The organism is Rathayibacter sp. AY1D9 (assembly GCF_002932395.1).
GTDB lineage: Bacteria > Actinomycetota > Actinomycetes > Actinomycetales > Microbacteriaceae > Rathayibacter.
The window spans coordinates 58,064-73,740 of sequence record NZ_PSVQ01000006.1; the positions used below are offsets into that span (position 1 = coordinate 58,064).

A 15,677-nucleotide genomic window follows, 5' to 3' on the forward strand; every position below is an offset into this window, starting at 1 on the left:
CGGGCGCCCGTGCCTGAGCGTCCCGCGCCCGGTGCCGTCGTGTCCCGGGAGCGGGTCTACCCTGATCAGATGCGCGCGGACGACGCCTCCGGGATGGAGGACTGGCCCACCGGCCGGCTGCTCTCCACCGCCTCCCGGATGGTCGAGCACGCCTGGCACGGCGCCCTCGCCGAGATCGGCCTCACCCACGCCGGCCTGATCGTGCTGCACCTCCTGCAGGCGGGTCCCGTCGCGCAGAAGGAGCTGGCCGCCGCGGCCCACGTCGAGGTGCAGACCATGTCGCGCACCATCGAGCGCCTCGAGCGCGAGGGCCACGTCTCGCGCACCACGGATCCGTCGGACCGCCGCCGGCAGCTCGTCGCGCTCACCGACGTGGGCAGCGAGGCCTGGCGCCGGGCGCACCGCCTCGAGGTCGACATGTTCCCGGGCTCGCTCGAGCACGGCCCCCTGCGCGAGGCGCTGCTCGAGATCATCCGCTCGGCCAGCGAGTCGCGCTGGGGCTGACCGCAAGCCCGAGCGGAGCCCGTCCGCGGAGCGCTAGCTTCGTCGGCATGACCTTCAACGACGACTCCCAGCTCAGCGGCGGCAAGGTCCGCCGTCGCGGCCGCACCACCGGCATCGCCGTCGGCGGGGGCGCGGTGGGCGTGGTCGTGCTCGCGCTGCTCTCGCAGCTGCTCGGCGTGAACCTCTCGGGCCTCGGCGAGGTGTTCGGCGGAGGCGGGTCCTCGCCGGAGGGCGTCACCTCCACCGCGGTGGCCTGCGACAGCGGCGCCGACGCGAACACGCAGGTCGACTGCCGCCTCGAGGGTGCGGCTGAGTCGCTCGACCGCTACTGGGGCGAGCAGACTCCGACCCTCGGAGTCGCCTACACGACCCCGACCGGCGTCGACCTGTTCGAGGACAGCACCACCACCGGCTGCGGGAGCGCGACCGCCGCGGTCGGCCCGTTCTACTGCCCGCCGGATCGGACGATCTACCTCGACACCGACTTCTTCGACGAGCTGCGCACCCGGTTCGACACCTCGGGCGGATCGCTCGCGCAGATGTACATCCTCGCCCACGAGTGGGGCCACCACATCCAGAACCTGACCGGCGCGATGGAGTCGGCGGACCGCTCCGGCACCGGCCCCGAGTCGGACTCGGTGCGCCTCGAGCTGCAGGCCGACTGCTTCGCCGGAGCCTGGGTGGGCGACGCCTCGACGGTGCCCGACGAGACCGGCACGCCCTACCTCAAGCCGGTGACGGCGCAGGAGTACCAGGACGCGCTCGGCGCCGCGGCCGCCGTCGGCGACGACCGCATCCAGGAGCAGGCCACCGGCACCGTCGATCCGGAGGGGTGGACGCACGGCTCGGCCGAGCAGCGCCAGCGCTGGTTCCAGGCCGGCTTCGAGGGCGACGCCATCGACTGCGACACCTTCGCCGCCGCGCAGCTCTGACCCGGCGCCGCTGAGCGCTCCTCGCCGCTCGATGAGGACCCGCGCGGGTCAGGACACGGAGTCGGCCGGCTCCTCCATGTACCACTCGGTGAACGAGCGCGCCCGCCCGTCAGGGGCGAAGCGGATGACCCAGAGGTTCAGGTAGGTGCGGTCGCCCGGATAGACGGTGCGCGCCTCCACCACGGCGGTCTCCTCCGTCAGCGCGACCAGGCCCCACGCGAACGTCGGGTCGGCGGGCTCCTCCTCCGCCAGCCACCACTCCACGATCGCGTCGCGCGGAGTGATCGCGTCGCGGTGCGGCGCCGTGAAGTACTCGGCGTCCTCGGTGAACAGTGCGGCCACATCGGCCGCGTCGTCCGTGGCCCAGGCCTTCTCGTAGCGGGCGATCCAGCTCTCGATGTCGATCATCCGCCCATCCTCGTCCTGCCCGACGCGCGCGGGAAGGAGAAGGAGGGAACAAAGCGGCGCCCCGCGCTGTTGAGCCCCGAGCCGGTCGAAAGCAGAGCCGAGCGATACGATCCCGCCGACGACGGCCCGCCCGCCGCCGCGGTCCGGGTGCGCGTCCGCCGCCGACACGAAGGACAGCCGTGCCCGACTCCGACAGACGCTCCCTGACCCGCTCGCCGGACCCGCGCCTCATCACCGCCGTCCTCGCCTTCGCGGGGATGAGCGCCTCCTTCATGCAGACGCTGGTCGTCCCGATCCAGTCCGAGCTGCCGACGCTGCTCGGCGCCGACCGCACCGAGACCGCGTGGGTGATCACCGCGACGCTGCTCAGCGCCTGCATCCTCACCCCGGTCTCCGGCCGCCTCGGCGACCTCTACGGCAAGCGGCGGATGGCCGTGGCCGCGCTGGTCGTGCTCGTGATCGGCTCGATCGTGTGCGCCTTCGCGGGGGACGTGTGGACGCTGGTCGTGGGCCGGGCCCTCCAGGGCGCGGTGATGGGCGTCATCCCGCTCGGCATCTCGATCCTCCGCGACACCCTCCACCGCGACCGGCTCCCCGGTGCGATCGCCCTGGTCAGCGCGACCCTCGGCATCGGCGGCGCGCTCGGCCTGCCGCTCAGCGCCCTCATCGCGCAGAACACCGACTGGCACGTCCTGTTCTGGATGTCCGCGGGCCTCGGCGTCCTCGACATCGTCCTCGTCCTCCTGGTCGTACCGGTGTCGACGCTGCGCTCGCCCGGCACCTTCGACGTGGTCGGCACGATCGGCCTCGCCCTCGGACTGAGCGGCGTGCTGATCGCCGTCTCGCGCGGCAACGACTCCGGCTGGACGAGCCCCGCGATCCTGGGCTCCGGCCTCGGCGGCATCGCCGTCCTGCTCCTCTGGGGCTGGTACGAGCTGCGGCAGGAGAGCCCGCTCGTCGACCTCCGGGTGGCCGCCCGCCCCGCCGTGCTCTTCACCAACCTCGCCTCGGTGGCGGTCGGCTTCGCGTTCTTCGGCGCCCAGATCACCCTGCCGCAGCGCCTCGAGCTGCCCGCCGCGTCGGGCGTCGGCTTCGGCCTGAGCCTGATCGTGGCGAGCCTCGTGCTCGCCCCCTCGGGCCTGGCGATGATGGCGACGTCCCCGCTCGCCGCCCGCCTCTCGGCGCAGTCCGGGCCGCGGCTCGTGCTGATCGCCGGCTCCGGGCTGATCGCGGTCTCGTACCTGCTGATCCTCCCGTTCGGCGGCGAGGTGTGGCAGATCCTGGTGATCAACGCCCTCATCGGCGTCGGCCTGGGCCTCGCCTACGCCGCGATGCCGACGCTCATCATGCACGCCGTCCCCGCCTCGGAGACCGCCGCCGCGAACGGGCTGAACTCGCTGATGCGCACCCTCGGCACGACGCTCTCCTCCGCCGTGACCGCGGGCGTGCTCGCGCAGCTGACCGTGTCCGTCGGCGACGTGCAGCTGCCGAGCTCGCAGGGCTTCGAGACCACGTTCGTGATCGGCGCGATCGGAGCGCTGGTCGCCGTCGCCCTCGGCCTGCTCATCCCGCGGGCGCCCCGCCCTGAGGCGCGACCCGCTCTGCCCTGACCGGCCCGCGCGTCGTCGGCCGCGAGTGCTCCTCGCTGAGGAGACCTGGTCGCGGCCGGCGACGCGCGGCCCGCTACTCGTCCTCGAGCAGCATCCGCTCGATCTGCAGCTCGCGCAGCCGCGTCGAGGCCTGCAGGTTCTCGCGCGCGGCGAGCACCAGGCGGCACAGCAGCACCAGCAGCACGATCGCGAGCACCGCGACCGCCGTCACGACGACTCCGTACAGCGCGGTCAGGACTCCCCAGGTCTGGATCATCCCTCGACGCTACGGAGCCGCACCCGCCCTCGCGTCCCCCGCCCGACGGAGTGCGCGGGGCGGGGCGAGCGGCCCGTGCAGGGGCAGCGGACGCGCAGAGCCCTGCCCGCAGGGGCTCAGCCCGCGAACGCCCCGCGGTACGCCCGCGCCGGGTGCGTCGCCGGCAGCTCGTCCGTCCCGAACAGCTTGCGGCGCAGCGTCCCCTCGGCGTACTCGGTCTGCGCGAGGCCCCGCTCCTGCAGCACCGGCATCACCCGGTCGACGAACTCCTCGTAGCTGCCGGGCAGGATCCAGTTGACGACGTTGATCCCGTCGATCCCCGCGTCGCGCCAGCCCGCCAGGTGGTCGGCGATCTGCTCCGGAGTGCCGACGACCCGTCCGCGCAGCTTCGCCGAGAGCCGGGCCAGGTCGCGGACGGTCGGCTCGCGGTCGGGGGAGGCGTCGCGGATCCACTGCAGGTGGCTCTGGCCGGCGTAGGTCTCGATCGCCGAGAGCGGCAGGTCGGGGTCGAGCTTCTCGCCCGTCGTCGGGTCGAAGCCGAGGTTCGAGTGCACGAGGAAGGCGTCGGAGGAGAGGTACTCGTCGATCTCGCGCTCAGCGCGGCGCGCCTCCTCCTCCGTGTCGCCGGTGATGAAGGAGAGCCCCAGGTAGAAGGAGGGCGCACCCGCGCCGCGACCGGCCGCCGCGGCGAGGGCCCGCGTGTCCTCGATCAGCTCGCGGGTCTTCTCCGGCGACCCCGAGAACACGAACTGCGCCTCCGCGTTCCGCGCGGCGAAGCGCCGGCCCGCGGGGGAGGAGCCGGCCTGGAAGAGCACGGGCGTGCGCTGGGGCGACGGAGCCGAGAGGTGCGGCCCCTGCACGCGGTAGCGCTTCCCGACGTGGTCGATGCGGTGGATGCGCGCCGGGTCGGCGAAGGAGCCGCTCTTGTCGCGCAGGAGCGCGCCGTCGTCCCACGAGCCCTCCCACAGCTTGTAGACCACGTCGAGGTACTCCTGCGCCCAGGCGTAGCGCTCGTCGTGCTCCTCGAGCCGGTCGTAGCCGAAGTTGCGGGCCGCGCCGTCGAGGGCGCTGGTGACGATGTTCCAGGCGATCCGCCCCTTCGAGAGGTGGTCGAGGGTCGAGACCTTGCGGGCGAAGTCGAACGGATGCGACTGCAGCACCGAGCTCGTGAACGCGAAGCCGAGGTGCTCGGTGCTCACCGCCAGGGCCGAGAGCAGCACGGACGGGTCGTTGCTGGGCAGCTGCAGCCCCTCGCGGGCGTTGACGTCCCAGTCGCCGTCCGCCGGCCCGTAGAGCCCCGCCACGTCGGCGAAGAACATCGCGTCGAAGCGGCCGCGCTCCAGCGTCCGGGCGAGGTCGACCCAGAGCTGCACGTCGTCGAACTCGTGCTGCCGGGCGTCGGGGTGGCGCCAGAGGCCGTGCTGGATGTGGGAGGCGGTGTTCATGACGAACGCGCAGAAGCGCAGCGGGCGGGGCTCGGTGATCACGCTCCCAGGCTAGGCCGGGCGCCTCCCACCGGTCTCGAACGACTCCGCGCGTAGGGTGTCCGACTGTGGAATCCCGCATCCCCGAACCCGCGCACGCCGTCCCTCCGCTGACGGACGCCGTCGCCGAAGCGCTCGACGCCACCACCGTCGCCGAGATCCGCGCCCTGCGCGACGACTTCGCGCGCTTCATGCTCCAGTACAAGTTCGGGATGGACGAGATCGTCACGAAGGTGTCGATCCTGCAGGAGGAGTTCCGCGAGCTGCAGGAGTACAACCCGATCGAGCACGTCACGAGCCGGCTCAAGTCGGCCGACAGCCTGATCGAGAAGATCGAGCGCAAGGGCTGCGAGACGACCTTCGACGGCATCGCCGACGCGATCACCGACATCGCCGGCGTGCGGATCACCTGCAGCTTCGTCTCGGACGTCTACCGCGTCTTCGACCTGCTCACCTCGCAGTCCGACGTGACGGTGCTCGAGGTGAAGGACTACATCGCCGAGCCGAAGGAGAACGGCTACAAGAGCCTGCACGCGATCGTCGAGGTGCCCGTGTTCCTCTCCGGCGGATCGGTCGACGTCTGCGTCGAGGTGCAGTTCCGGACCATCGCGATGGACTTCTGGGCGAGCCTGGAGCACAAGATCTACTACAAGTACGACCGCCAGGTCCCGCAGGAGCTCCTCGACGGCCTCGCCGACGCGGCCCGCACCGCCGCCACCCTCGACGCCGACATGGAGCGCCTCCACCGCCAGGTCCACGGCCCGCTGCCCGGGGCGCGCACCTACGACGTCTGACGCGCCACCCCACGCCCCCGATCGGGCCGCCCCGACTCCTGCCGATCGAGCACCCCGCGCAGCGGGCCTCTCGAGATCCCCCTACGGAGTCAGCAGCGGCAGCAGCGCCAGCAGCAGCACCGCGGAGCCGTTCAGCGTCGCGTGCGAGACGATCGCCGCTCCGAGCCGCCCGGTGGTCGTCGCGATCCAGCCGTGCGCGAGTCCCGCGGTGACCGTCGTCACGCCGAGCGTCACGATCGTCGCCGGGTTCACCATCTGGTGCCCGTGCAGCAGGGCGAAGACCGCCGTGGACGCCAGGATGCTGAACGCCATCGCCCAGACGCGGCGGCCGCGGGTGGGCGCCGACTCCGCGGAGCCCCGGAGCATCCGGTTCCGCACCGCGCGCATCACGACGCCGCGGCAGAGGACCTCCTCGACCAGCGGCGCGACGACGACGGGGATGAGGACCGAGCTCAGCACGAACCACAGCGGATCGGGGTCGATGTCGAGGTTCCCCTGCGCGTCCTGGAGGAGCGGAGCGAACGCGGCGAGCACGAACAGGATCACGACGCGCACCGCGATGCCGAGCCCGATCCCGATGGGCACGTCGATCCAGCGGAACCGCAGCCCGAAGTCGGCCGCCATCGTGCCCAGCCCGCGCAGCCGAGACGCCGCGAACGGGACGATCAGCGCGACGAGGTAGCTCGCGAGCGCCCCCGCGAAGGCGAGTCCGGCGGAGTAGGGGAGCACGCCGAACCCGAACAGCAGGATGAGCACGGCCAGCGGCAGGACGATCCCGACGATCGTGAGCACGGCGGTCGGCAGGCCCCAGCGGACCCGAGGATCGGGCAGGTAGAGGAGGGAGGAGTAGGGCGCGTGGACCGAGGGGAGGGGCTCGGCCGGCCAGGACGTCGTCGCAGCGGAGTCGGGCGCGAGCGTCGCGGGATCGGGCGGCGGGAAGGCGTCGGGTTGCATGGCCGGGCCAGCCTACGCAGACCGCCTGGACGGGATCCGGGCTGCCGTCACTGCTCGGCGCGGTCCGGATCGGCAGGACGGGCGCACGTAGCGGATCGCGGCGGCGGGGACCTCCGGGTACGAAGAAACCCCCGCCATGTAGAAGCTAGGCGAGGGTTCCAGTGGCTCCGACGGGCGTCGATCCCGTGACCTCACGATTTTCAGTCGTGCGCTCTACCAACTGAGCTACAGAGCCGTTGCGACGTGATGTCGCTGGAGAGGTGATCTCCTGAAAAAGGCCCTTCCTCTCGGAAGGGCCTCTTTGCGACCCTGACGGGACTTGAACCCGCGACCTCCGCCGTGACAGGGCGGCACGCTAACCAACTGCGCTACAGGGCCTCGTTGCGAAGACAAGCATACTGCCTTCGAGGCTGTTCTATTTTCACGCCCCGACCCTCTCGAGCCGGCGCACTTTCCGGTGGTGCTGGTACTTCTGGTGGTGCTGGTAGTACCGACCCATCCGTGACCCCAACGGGATTCGAACCCGTGCTGCCGCCGTGAAAGGGCGGTGTCCTAGGCCACTAAACGATGGGGCCGGAGACTCGCGGGGCGACCCTGCGGCCGACCCCCCATGACTACCGACACGCAAGCATAGAGGGCCGCGGCGCAGGATGCAAAATCGACGGTTCCGCAGGCGACGTGCACCCCGTCCGGGGTTGACCCGGGTCTAGGAGATCGGGCAGGGCCGCGGTTAGGGTGGGGCGGAATCGCTCTTCCCCCCACCCGCGCGCCGGAGCCGCACCGCCGCGGAGGGAGGGCCCCCTATCCCCGAGGTCCCATGCCCCACTCCCTGCGCCGTCCGCGTTCCGCTCGCCTCCCCGGCGCGCCGCGACTCGGGCGACTCCGAGGTGCTGCCCTGGCCTCCGCCGTCGTCGCGCTCGTCGCCGGCCTGCTCGTCGCCACTCCCGCCCAGGCGGTCGAGTACCCGTCGTGGGCCGACGTCGAGGCGGCGAAGGGCGACACCGCCGCCGCGGCCGCTCAGGTCGACCGGATCACGTCCCTGATCGGCGACCTCCAGAGCGAGGTCGCCTCCGCTCAGCAGCTCGCGCAGCAGCGCGGCGACGAGCACTTCGCCGCTCAGCAGGCGTTCGACGAGGCCTCGGACCAGTCGAAGAAGCTCGAGGACCGGGCCGCCGCCAGCGCCGAGGAGGCCGACAAGGCCTCGCAGCAGGCGGGCCTGCTCGCCGCGCAGCTCTACCGCAGCACCGGCACCGACCTGTCCGTCAACATCTTCCTCGACCAGAAGGCCGGCCAGGCCGACCAGCTGCTGTCGAAGATCGGGAGCATGACCAAGCTGGTCGAGCGCTCCTCCGCGATCTACGAGCAGGCCAGCACCGCCCGCAACACCGCGTCCTCCCTCGCCGACCAGGCCGAGGTCGCGCAGACGGAGCGCGAGCGCCTCCGCGTCGCCGCCGAGCAGAAGCTGGCCGAGGCGACCGCCGCCCAGGAGGCGTCCGAGGCCGCGCTCGCCGAGCAGCAGGAGCAGAGCGTCGTGCTCGAGCAGCAGCTCGCCGCGCTCCGCGACACCGAGTCGAAGACCGTGGCCGAGTACGAGGCCGGCGTCGCCGCCCGCGAGGCCGAGCGCCTCCGGAAGCTCGCCGAGGAGGAGGCCGCCCGCCAGGCCGCCGCCCAGGCCGAGGCCGCGCGCCGCGAGGCCGCCCGGGCCGCGTCCAGCGGCGGCAGCGGTGGCGGCGGCGGGTACGTCGCCCCCTCGGGCGGCGGCGGCTCCAGCGCCGTCAGCGACTCCGGCTGGGTCCGCCCTGCCGGAGGCCGCATCACCGGCACCTTCGGCCCGCGCGACAGCATCTCGACCGGCGGAGGATCCTCCGGCTCGTACCACCGCGGCACCGACCTCGCGGGCGGCTGCGGCATCCCGATCTTCGCGGCGCACAGCGGCACCGTCTCCTACGCGGGCCCCAACGGCACCTACGGCAACTGGGTTCTGATCGACCACGGCAGCGGCATCAGCACCGGCTACGCCCACATCATGTCCGGCGGGATCTTCGTCCGCGTCGGCCAGCAGGTCCAGGCGGGCGAGCAGATCGCCGCCGTCGGCTCGACCGGCGCCTCCACCGGCTGCCACCTGCACTTCGAGACCCGCGTCAACGGCTCCGCCGTCGACGCCCAACCTTTCATGGCCCAACGAGGAGTCACCCTTGGCTGACGCACAGACGACCGCACGCACCTTCACCCCGGCACCCCGGGAGCGCGCCTGGAAGGGCCGCCTCCCGCTCGTCATCTCCGCCGCCTTCGCGGTCACGGCGGTCACAGCGTCCCTCGGCATCACCCCGGCCCTCGCCGACGACGCGAAGTACCCCTCGTGGGACGACGTGCAGAACGCGAAGAAGGACGAGGCGAGCAAGCAGGCCGAGATCGACTCGATCACCGGCCTCATCGCGAGCCTGCAGACCGCGGTCGACGAGAAGTCGATCGCCGCGATGAAGAAGGCCGAGGCCTGGCGCCAGGCCAAGGAGGCGCTCGACGCCGCTGCGAAGGCCGTCGCCGACCTCGAGGAGAAGGCGACCACCGCCTCCGCCAAGGCCCAGACCTCGAAGATGCGCGCCGGCCTGCTGGCCGCGCACCTCTCGCGCGCCGCCGGCGGCGACCTTTCCGCCAGCCTCGTCGCCAAGGGCAAGGACGCGGGCGACCTGCTCTACCAGCTCGGCGCGATGTCGCAGCTCTCGGAGCAGTCGCAGAAGGTCTACGCCGACGCCCTCGCCGACAAGCAGAACGCGGAGTCGCTCGGCGACCAGGCCGACCGCGCCGTCACCGAGCACCAGGCGCTCTCGGACGAGGCCGACGCCGCCCGCAAGGACGCCGACGCCGCCGCCGAGTCGGCCCGCGCGTCGCTCTCGGCGCAGGAGGAGAAGTCGCAGGAGCTGGTCGCCCAGCTCGCGCTGCTGAAGGACTCCTCAGTCGAGGCCGAGACCCAGTACCTCGCGGGCGAGCAGAAGCGCCAGGCCGACGAGGCCGCCGCCCAGGCGCAGGCCGAGGCGGAGGCCGCCGCTCAGGCGCAGTCCACCGCCCGCTCCGCCCAGCAGCAGTCCTCGGCGCAGGCCGACACCGCCGCCCCGTCGCGTCAGACCGCGTCCCTCCCGCAGCCCGCCGCGCCGCAGCCCGCGCAGCAGCAGCCCGCTCCTGCTCCGGCCCAGCCCGCTGCTCAGCCGGTCGCCCAGCCGGCGGCTCAGCCGCTCCCGCAGCCGGTGACCGCTCCGGTCCTGGTGCCGACCAGCGGCGCCGTCGAGAACGCGATCTCGTACGCGATGGCTCAGCTCGGCGAGGAGTACGTCCTCGGCGGCATGGGCCCGGACCAGTGGGACTGCTCCGGCCTCACCAAGGCCTCGTACGCGTCCTCGGGCATCTACATCGGCACCCACTCGGCGACGAACCAGTACAACACCATGGCCGGCGCCGGCAAGCTCGTCCCCTACAGCCAGCGCCAGCGCGGCGACCTGATCTTCTGGGGCGGCGGCGGAGACTACTACCACGTGGCCATCTACCTCGGGAACAACCAGATCATCGAGGCCGCCGACTACGGCAAGCCCGTGCGCATCTGGAACACCTGGGGCACGCCCGCCGGCATGGTCGGCCGCCCGGCCGCCTGAGCCGCGGCCGTACCGCGCAACGAGAGAACCCCCTCCTGTCGAGACGACGGGAGGGGGTTCCTTCGTCGGTGCGAGGGGTCAGTGACCCTCTTCGGCCAGCTTCTTGATGCCGTCCTGGACGATCTGCTCCGCCTCGGCGGCGTCGCCCCACGCGTCGACCTTGACCCACTTGCCGGGCTCGAGGTCCTTGTAGCGCTCGAAGAAGTGCTTGATCTCGTTCTTCGTCTGCTCCGGGACGTCGCCGATGTCCTGGATGTGCTGCCAGCGCGGGTCCTTCGCGGGGACCACGATCACCTTCGCGTCGGAGCCGGCCTCGTCGCTCATGTTGAGCACGCCGACCGGGCGGACGGAGACGCCCACGCCCGGGAAGACGGGGTACTCGAGCAGCACCAGCGCGTCGACGGGGTCGCCGTCGAGGCCGAGGGTGTTCTCGAAGTACCCGTAGTCCGTCGGGTAGACGAAGGAGGTGAAGAGCACGCGGTCGAGGTAGACGCGACCGGTCTCGTGGTCGACCTCGTACTTGTTGCGGCTCCCCTTGGGGATCTCGACGACGACGTCGTATGCGGCCATGCTCTCTCCTTGAGTCGGTGGCGCCGTGAGCGGCGCATCGGCGGACGGATCGGCCTCCGGAACGCTCGCGCGGGTGCGCGCGCGGGAGGGGCGGATCGCTGGCATTACGTTACTTGATGTGCCCGATCGCCCCCGCCTGACCCCCGCCGTCGCCGATCTGCGGCGGGCGGTGCGCGAGAGCCTCGACGGGCTCGACCCCGGAGCGCTGGTGCTGGTCGCGCTGAGCGGGGGAGCGGACTCGCTCGCGCTCGCGGCGGCGGTCGCCTTCGAGGCCCCGCGGGGCGGGAGGCGGGCCGGCGCGGTGATCGTCGATCACGGGCTGCAGGAGGCGTCGGCGGAGGTCGCGCGGCGGGCCGCGGAGCAGGCGCACGGGCTGGGGCTCGCGCCGGTGCTGCGCGAGGTGGTGACGGTGTCCGCCGAGGGCGGTCCGGAGGCGGCAGCCCGAAGCGCTCGCTACCGCGCCTTCGACGACGCGCTGACCGCGACGGGCGCCGCCGCGATCCTCCTGGGCCACACCCTCGACGACCAGGCCGAGACGGTGCTGCTGGGCCTGGCACGAGGAGCCGGTGCGGCCTCGCTGCACGGGATGGCGCCGGTGAGCGGGCCGCTGCGTCGGCCGATTCTGGGCCTGCGCCGCGAGACGACCCGTCTCGCCTGCTCCGACCAGGGGCTCGTGCCGTGGGACGACCCGCACAACGACGACCCCCGCTACTCGCGGGTCCGGGTGCGGAACCGCGTGCTGCCCGTGCTGGAGGACGAGCTGGGGCCGGGAGTGGCCCAGGCTCTGGCGCGCACGGCCGAGCAGCTGCGGGAGGACGGGGACGCGCTCGACGCGCTCGCCCTCGACTGGGCGCTCGAGCTGGTGGGCCAGGACGAGGCGGGGCACGTCACGGTCGACGCGCGCGGGCTCGCGGCGGACCCGCCGGCGCTGCGGCAGCGGATCATCCGCCTGGTCGTGGCGAACGAGTTCGGAGTCGCGCTCTCGCGCTCGCAGACGCTGGCGGTCGCCGCGCTGGTCACCGACTGGCACGGCCAGAAGGGCGTCGACCTCCCCGGCGTCCTCGCCACCCGCCGCGGCACCACCCTCGTCTTCGCACCCGCGGCCCCCTGACCCCGTTTCCGCGAGGCCGGTCCCCGCGAGACGCCCGGCCCCTCCCCGCAAGATGCCGCTCCGGCACGCGACTCGCCGGCGGAGGTGTACAGGAGCGGAGTCTCGCGGAGGGGAGACGGGGGCCGGGCACCCGTAGAGTGGCCGGGTGGAAGCAGCCGACATCGCCGACGACATCACCGAGGTCCTCTACACCGAGGCCGAGATCCACGAGCGGATCCGCGCCCTGGCCCGCGCGATCGAGCGCGACTACGCGGGCGAGAACCTGCTCATCGTCGGGGTGCTGCGCGGCGCCGTGATGGTGATGGCCGATCTGGCCCGCGAGCTCAAGCTCGACATCGTCATGGACTGGATGGCCGTCTCGTCCTACGGGAGCGGCACCAAGTCCTCCGGCGTCGTGCGGATCCTGAAGGACCTCGACTCCGACATCACGAACCGCAAGGTGCTGATCGTCGAGGACATCATCGACTCCGGCCTCACGCTCTCGTGGCTGCAGGGCAACCTCCGCAGCCGCGGCGCCGAGTCCGTCGAGATCTGCGCGCTGTTCCGCAAGCCCGCGGCCGCCAAGGTCGAGGTCGACGTGGCCTACGTCGGCTTCGACATCCCGAACGAGTTCGTGATCGGGTACGGGCTCGACTACGCCGAGCGCTACCGCAACCTGCGCGATGTCGCCGTCCTCGCCCCGCACGTCTACGAGTAGCGCCGCGGACACCGCGCAGGAGAGCCTCGAGCGGCTCTTCGCGGTGCCCCTGCTGGGCTATCACATGAGCTACCCGACCTCCCTGCGGGCCGACCTCGAGTTCAACTACTGGTGGCTTGCGCACGCGATCGACGCGGCCGTCGACGCCTTCGAGCGCACGGGCGACGAGGCGCACCTGGAGCGTGCCCGGCGGATCCACCGGGCGATCCGCCTCCGCAACGGCGGGCGCCTGGTCAACGGCTACTTCGACGACATGATGTGGCTCGGCGGCGCGCTCGCCCGCCTCGGGGAGGCCTCCGGCGACCCGCGGTTCCTCGACCGGGCCGACCGCCTGTGGCGCTTCGCCGTCGCGAAGGGCTGGAACCTCCGGCACGGGGCGAGCCTCGCCTGGCGCCGCCGGCAGCTGGACTACAAGAACGCGCCCGCGAACGGCCCGTTCGCGATCCTCGGCGCGCGCCTGGAGCGGCTGCGGCCGGACGGCCGGGAGGAGCTCTCTCGCGCCGCTCTGGACTGGATGCACGTGCGCCTCCGCGACGACGACACCGGATTCGTCGCCGACGGCATCGGCCGCGAGGGCGGCTCCGCGCGCGACGACTGGGCCTTCAGCTACAACCACGCCGTCTACATCGGCGCGGCGCTCGCCCTGCACCGCCTGCGGCCCGACCCCCGCCTGGTCGCCCACGCCTCCCGCACGGCCGAGGACCTGCTGGACCGGCTCGCCCCCGACGGCGTCTTCGTCGACCAGGGCTCGGGGGACGGCGCCCTGTTCGGCGGCATCGCCTACCGGCACCTCGTCGACCTCGCCACGACGAGCGGAGTCGCGCCCGCGGTGGCGGCTCGCGTCCGCGGTTTCGTCACCGGCAGCGTCGCCGCGCTGCAGAGCTCGAGTGTCCGCCGCGGCGTGCTGCTGGCCGGGCCCCGCTGGGACGTGCCTCCGTCGCTGCCCGCCACACTCTCGGCCGAGATCGGCGCCGTGCTCGCCCTGGAGGCGTCAGCGCGACTGGACCGGTCGCCGGTGCCGTCAGACTGACGGGGTGAAGGCACCCGAGAAGCGCACCGTCGCCGTCGTGATCAACCCGAGCAAGTTCGACGACGTCGGCGCCGCGGAGGACCTGGTCGCGACGATCGCGCGCCGCCACGGCTGGAACGAGCCGCTCTGGTTCGAGACCAGCCCGGGCGACTCCGGTGCCGCCGCGGCCCGCGCCGCGCTCGAGGCGGGCCCGGACCTGGTGTGCTCGATGGGAGGCGACGGCACCGTCCGCGCCGTCGCCACAGTGCTGCGGGGGACCGGCGTCCCCTACGGCCTGCTGCCCAGCGGCACGGGCAACCTCCTCGCGCGGAACCTCGGGATCCCGCTCGGCTCGCTGCCCGAGGCGGTCGAGATCGCCCTGCTCGGGCAGGACCGCGCCATCGACGTGGGCACGGCCGCGTTCGACGACGGCGAGGAGCGGGTGTTCATGGTGATGGGCGGGGTGGGCCTGGACGCCGAGATCATGGACAAGACGGACGAGGAGCTGAAGAAGCGGGTGGGCTGGGGCGCCTACTTCGCGGCGGGCGCGCCGGCGATGTTCAAGGCCGGATTCGAGGTGACCCTCACGATCGACGGCGCGGAGGAGCCTCCGCAGCGCTGCTTCATGGTGCTGGCCTGCAACTGCAGCTCCGTGGTGGCGAACATCGAGCTGGCCGCGGGCGCGGTGCTCGACGACGGCGACCTGGAGCTGGTGCTGCTGCGTCGGCGCTTCGGCCTCGCGCTGGATGTCGCGACCGGCAACCGCAACGGGCTCGCCTCCCTCCGGCAGTGGCCCGGCCGCGAGTTCTCGTTCGAGCTCGACCAGCCGGTGCTCGCCGAGCTGGACGGCGATCCGGTCGGCCGCACCCGCTCCGGGCGCTTCGGCGTGGATCCGGGCGCCCTCCTCGTGCGCCTGCCGGTGCCGACGCCGCGGAGCCCGGGACTGACTCCGCACGACTCGGTGATCGTCGACACGTCCGCCATCGCGACGCTGCTCCCGGAGCCGCCCTCCTCCTGACGCTTGCGCGCTCTTCTTTACGGTTGTAAGTTATCTTACGGACGTAAAGAAGGCGCTCCTCGCGCCGGGAAGAAGGACCCCGTGACCGATCCGCGGCTCACCCGCTCGCGCGAGCTCCTGCTCACCGCGATCACGAGTGCCCTCGACCGCCCGGGCGACGACCAGCCCTCCATCACGGAGCTCTGCGGCGCCGCGGGCGTCAGCCGCCCCACGTTCTACCAGCACTTCGGGGATGTGCCGTCACTGATCGAGGCCGCCGCGGTGGAGCGGATGCATGCGCTGTTCGGCGACGTCGCTCCCGGCACCGCCCCCGCCGACTGGGAGGGCGCGGTCCCCCGCATCGTCCGCGGGCTCCTCGAGGGCCTGCTCGTGCACGCCGACTTCTACCGCCGCGTGCTGAGCGGAGGGACGGCCCGCGCCGTGCAGGAGTCGGTCGTCGCGTTCCTCGCGCAGCGGCTCCTCGCCTTCTCGCCCCTCGCTGAGCGCGGATCGGGCGGCGGCGACCACGCCCGCGTCGAGCGCTTCGCCGTCCTCCTCGCCGCCGGCACCACCTGGCTGGTCGTCGGCTGGCTCCTCGACGGCGACGCCCGCCGTCCCGTGGCCTCGGCCTCCGCCGACATCGCCGAGCTCCTCGTCACCGGAGTCGCCTCGCCGCGGCTCGCCGCCCTGCACTCCACGAAGTAGAA

The 15,677-nt window shown here is 72.7% G+C and carries 16 protein-coding genes and 3 tRNA genes; 11 read left to right on the plus strand and 8 right to left on the minus strand.

Features of this window, described 5'->3' with window-relative positions; translation table 11 throughout:
• Positions 1 to 69 precede the first annotated feature (69 nt).
• Together C5C50_RS04670 and C5C50_RS04675 are read left to right on the plus strand one after the other, a co-directional pair.
• Complete coding sequence (locus C5C50_RS04670) at positions 70 to 504, plus strand: MarR family winged helix-turn-helix transcriptional regulator (protein ID WP_104247849.1); 435 nt, start codon at positions 70 to 72, stop codon at positions 502 to 504.
• 47 nt (positions 505 to 551) lie between these two features.
• Positions 552 to 1,436: a neutral zinc metallopeptidase gene (locus C5C50_RS04675; protein ID WP_104247848.1), complete on the plus strand. Its 885-nt coding sequence runs from the start codon at positions 552 to 554 to the stop codon at positions 1,434 to 1,436.
• A gap of 48 nt (positions 1,437 to 1,484) precedes the next feature.
• On the opposite strand, the gene C5C50_RS04680 is transcribed toward C5C50_RS04675, so the two are convergent.
• The gene (locus C5C50_RS04680) at positions 1,485 to 1,844 is read right to left on the minus strand and encodes a nuclear transport factor 2 family protein (protein ID WP_104247847.1); all 360 of its coding nucleotides are present in this window, start codon (positions 1,842 to 1,844) and stop codon (positions 1,485 to 1,487) included.
• A 179-nt stretch (positions 1,845 to 2,023) separates the two neighbouring features.
• Between C5C50_RS04680 and C5C50_RS04685 the strand changes: the two genes are divergently transcribed.
• On the plus strand, positions 2,024 to 3,454 hold the full coding sequence (locus C5C50_RS04685; protein ID WP_244230520.1) for an MFS transporter: 1,431 nt from the start codon (positions 2,024 to 2,026) through the stop codon (positions 3,452 to 3,454).
• A 73-nt stretch (positions 3,455 to 3,527) separates the two neighbouring features.
• Here the strand turns inward: C5C50_RS04685 and C5C50_RS04690 are convergent, their stop codons facing one another.
• Together C5C50_RS04690 and C5C50_RS04695 are read right to left on the minus strand one after the other, a co-directional pair.
• On the minus strand, positions 3,528 to 3,710 hold the full coding sequence (locus C5C50_RS04690) for a hypothetical protein (protein ID WP_104224402.1): 183 nt from the start codon (positions 3,708 to 3,710) through the stop codon (positions 3,528 to 3,530).
• A 116-nt stretch (positions 3,711 to 3,826) separates the two neighbouring features.
• Positions 3,827 to 5,155, minus strand: coding sequence for an NtaA/DmoA family FMN-dependent monooxygenase (locus C5C50_RS04695; RefSeq protein WP_374954324.1), 1,329 nt, complete (start codon positions 5,153 to 5,155; stop codon positions 3,827 to 3,829).
• 230 nt (positions 5,156 to 5,385) lie between these two features.
• On the opposite strand from C5C50_RS04695, the gene C5C50_RS04700 reads away from it, so the two are divergent.
• The gene (locus tag C5C50_RS04700) at positions 5,386 to 5,988 is read left to right on the plus strand and encodes a GTP pyrophosphokinase family protein (protein ID WP_104247860.1); all 603 of its coding nucleotides are present in this window, start codon (positions 5,386 to 5,388) and stop codon (positions 5,986 to 5,988) included.
• A gap of 81 nt (positions 5,989 to 6,069) precedes the next feature.
• Here C5C50_RS04700 and C5C50_RS04705 read toward each other — a convergent pair whose 3' ends face one another.
• The 4 genes from C5C50_RS04705 to C5C50_RS04720 all read right to left on the minus strand — a co-directional run bounded on the left by C5C50_RS04705 (position 6,070) and on the right by C5C50_RS04720 (position 7,517).
• Complete coding sequence (locus tag C5C50_RS04705; RefSeq protein ID WP_104272965.1) at positions 6,070 to 6,942, minus strand: CPBP family intramembrane glutamic endopeptidase; 873 nt, start codon at positions 6,940 to 6,942, stop codon at positions 6,070 to 6,072.
• A gap of 162 nt (positions 6,943 to 7,104) precedes the next feature.
• A tRNA-Phe gene (locus tag C5C50_RS04710) sits at positions 7,105 to 7,177 on the minus strand.
• Between the two features lie 69 nt (positions 7,178 to 7,246).
• Positions 7,247 to 7,320: transfer RNA gene (locus C5C50_RS04715), tRNA-Asp, on the minus strand.
• 124 nt (positions 7,321 to 7,444) lie between these two features.
• Positions 7,445 to 7,517: transfer RNA gene (locus C5C50_RS04720), tRNA-Glu, on the minus strand.
• A gap of 242 nt (positions 7,518 to 7,759) precedes the next feature.
• Between C5C50_RS04720 and C5C50_RS17420 the strand changes: the two genes are divergently transcribed.
• Together C5C50_RS17420 and C5C50_RS04730 are read left to right on the plus strand one after the other, a co-directional pair.
• Positions 7,760 to 9,145, plus strand: coding sequence for a peptidoglycan DD-metalloendopeptidase family protein (locus tag C5C50_RS17420; protein ID WP_104272966.1), 1,386 nt, complete (start codon positions 7,760 to 7,762; stop codon positions 9,143 to 9,145).
• The gene (locus C5C50_RS04730) at positions 9,138 to 10,586 is read left to right on the plus strand and encodes a C40 family peptidase (protein WP_258067658.1); all 1,449 of its coding nucleotides are present in this window, start codon (positions 9,138 to 9,140) and stop codon (positions 10,584 to 10,586) included. Before C5C50_RS17420 ends, C5C50_RS04730 begins: the two co-directional genes overlap by 8 nt.
• Positions 10,587 to 10,664: 78 nt before the next feature.
• Here the strand turns inward: C5C50_RS04730 and ppa are convergent, their stop codons facing one another.
• Positions 10,665 to 11,156 (minus strand): inorganic diphosphatase, encoded by a 492-nt coding sequence (ppa, locus tag C5C50_RS04735; RefSeq protein ID WP_068255683.1) that lies wholly within the window; start codon positions 11,154 to 11,156, stop codon positions 10,665 to 10,667.
• Between the two features lie 118 nt (positions 11,157 to 11,274).
• Between ppa and tilS the strand changes: the two genes are divergently transcribed.
• The 5 genes from tilS (at position 11,275) to C5C50_RS04760 (ending at position 15,675) form a co-directional block, all read left to right on the plus strand.
• Complete coding sequence (gene tilS, locus C5C50_RS04740) at positions 11,275 to 12,267, plus strand: tRNA lysidine(34) synthetase TilS (protein ID WP_104272967.1); 993 nt, start codon at positions 11,275 to 11,277, stop codon at positions 12,265 to 12,267.
• A 145-nt stretch (positions 12,268 to 12,412) separates the two neighbouring features.
• Positions 12,413 to 12,964 (plus strand): hypoxanthine phosphoribosyltransferase, encoded by a 552-nt coding sequence (hpt, locus tag C5C50_RS04745; protein ID WP_104238400.1) that lies wholly within the window; start codon positions 12,413 to 12,415, stop codon positions 12,962 to 12,964.
• Between the two features lie 64 nt (positions 12,965 to 13,028).
• On the plus strand, positions 13,029 to 13,994 hold the full coding sequence (locus tag C5C50_RS04750) for a glycoside hydrolase family 76 protein (RefSeq protein WP_181133887.1): 966 nt from the start codon (positions 13,029 to 13,031) through the stop codon (positions 13,992 to 13,994).
• A 4-nt stretch (positions 13,995 to 13,998) separates the two neighbouring features.
• On the plus strand, positions 13,999 to 14,991 hold the full coding sequence (locus C5C50_RS04755; RefSeq protein WP_104234307.1) for a diacylglycerol kinase family protein: 993 nt from the start codon (positions 13,999 to 14,001) through the stop codon (positions 14,989 to 14,991).
• Between the two features lie 81 nt (positions 14,992 to 15,072).
• Entirely contained in the window at positions 15,073 to 15,675 is a 603-nt protein-coding gene (locus C5C50_RS04760) for a TetR/AcrR family transcriptional regulator (RefSeq protein ID WP_104272970.1), read from the plus strand.
• The last annotated feature ends 2 nt before the right edge of the window (positions 15,676 to 15,677 follow it).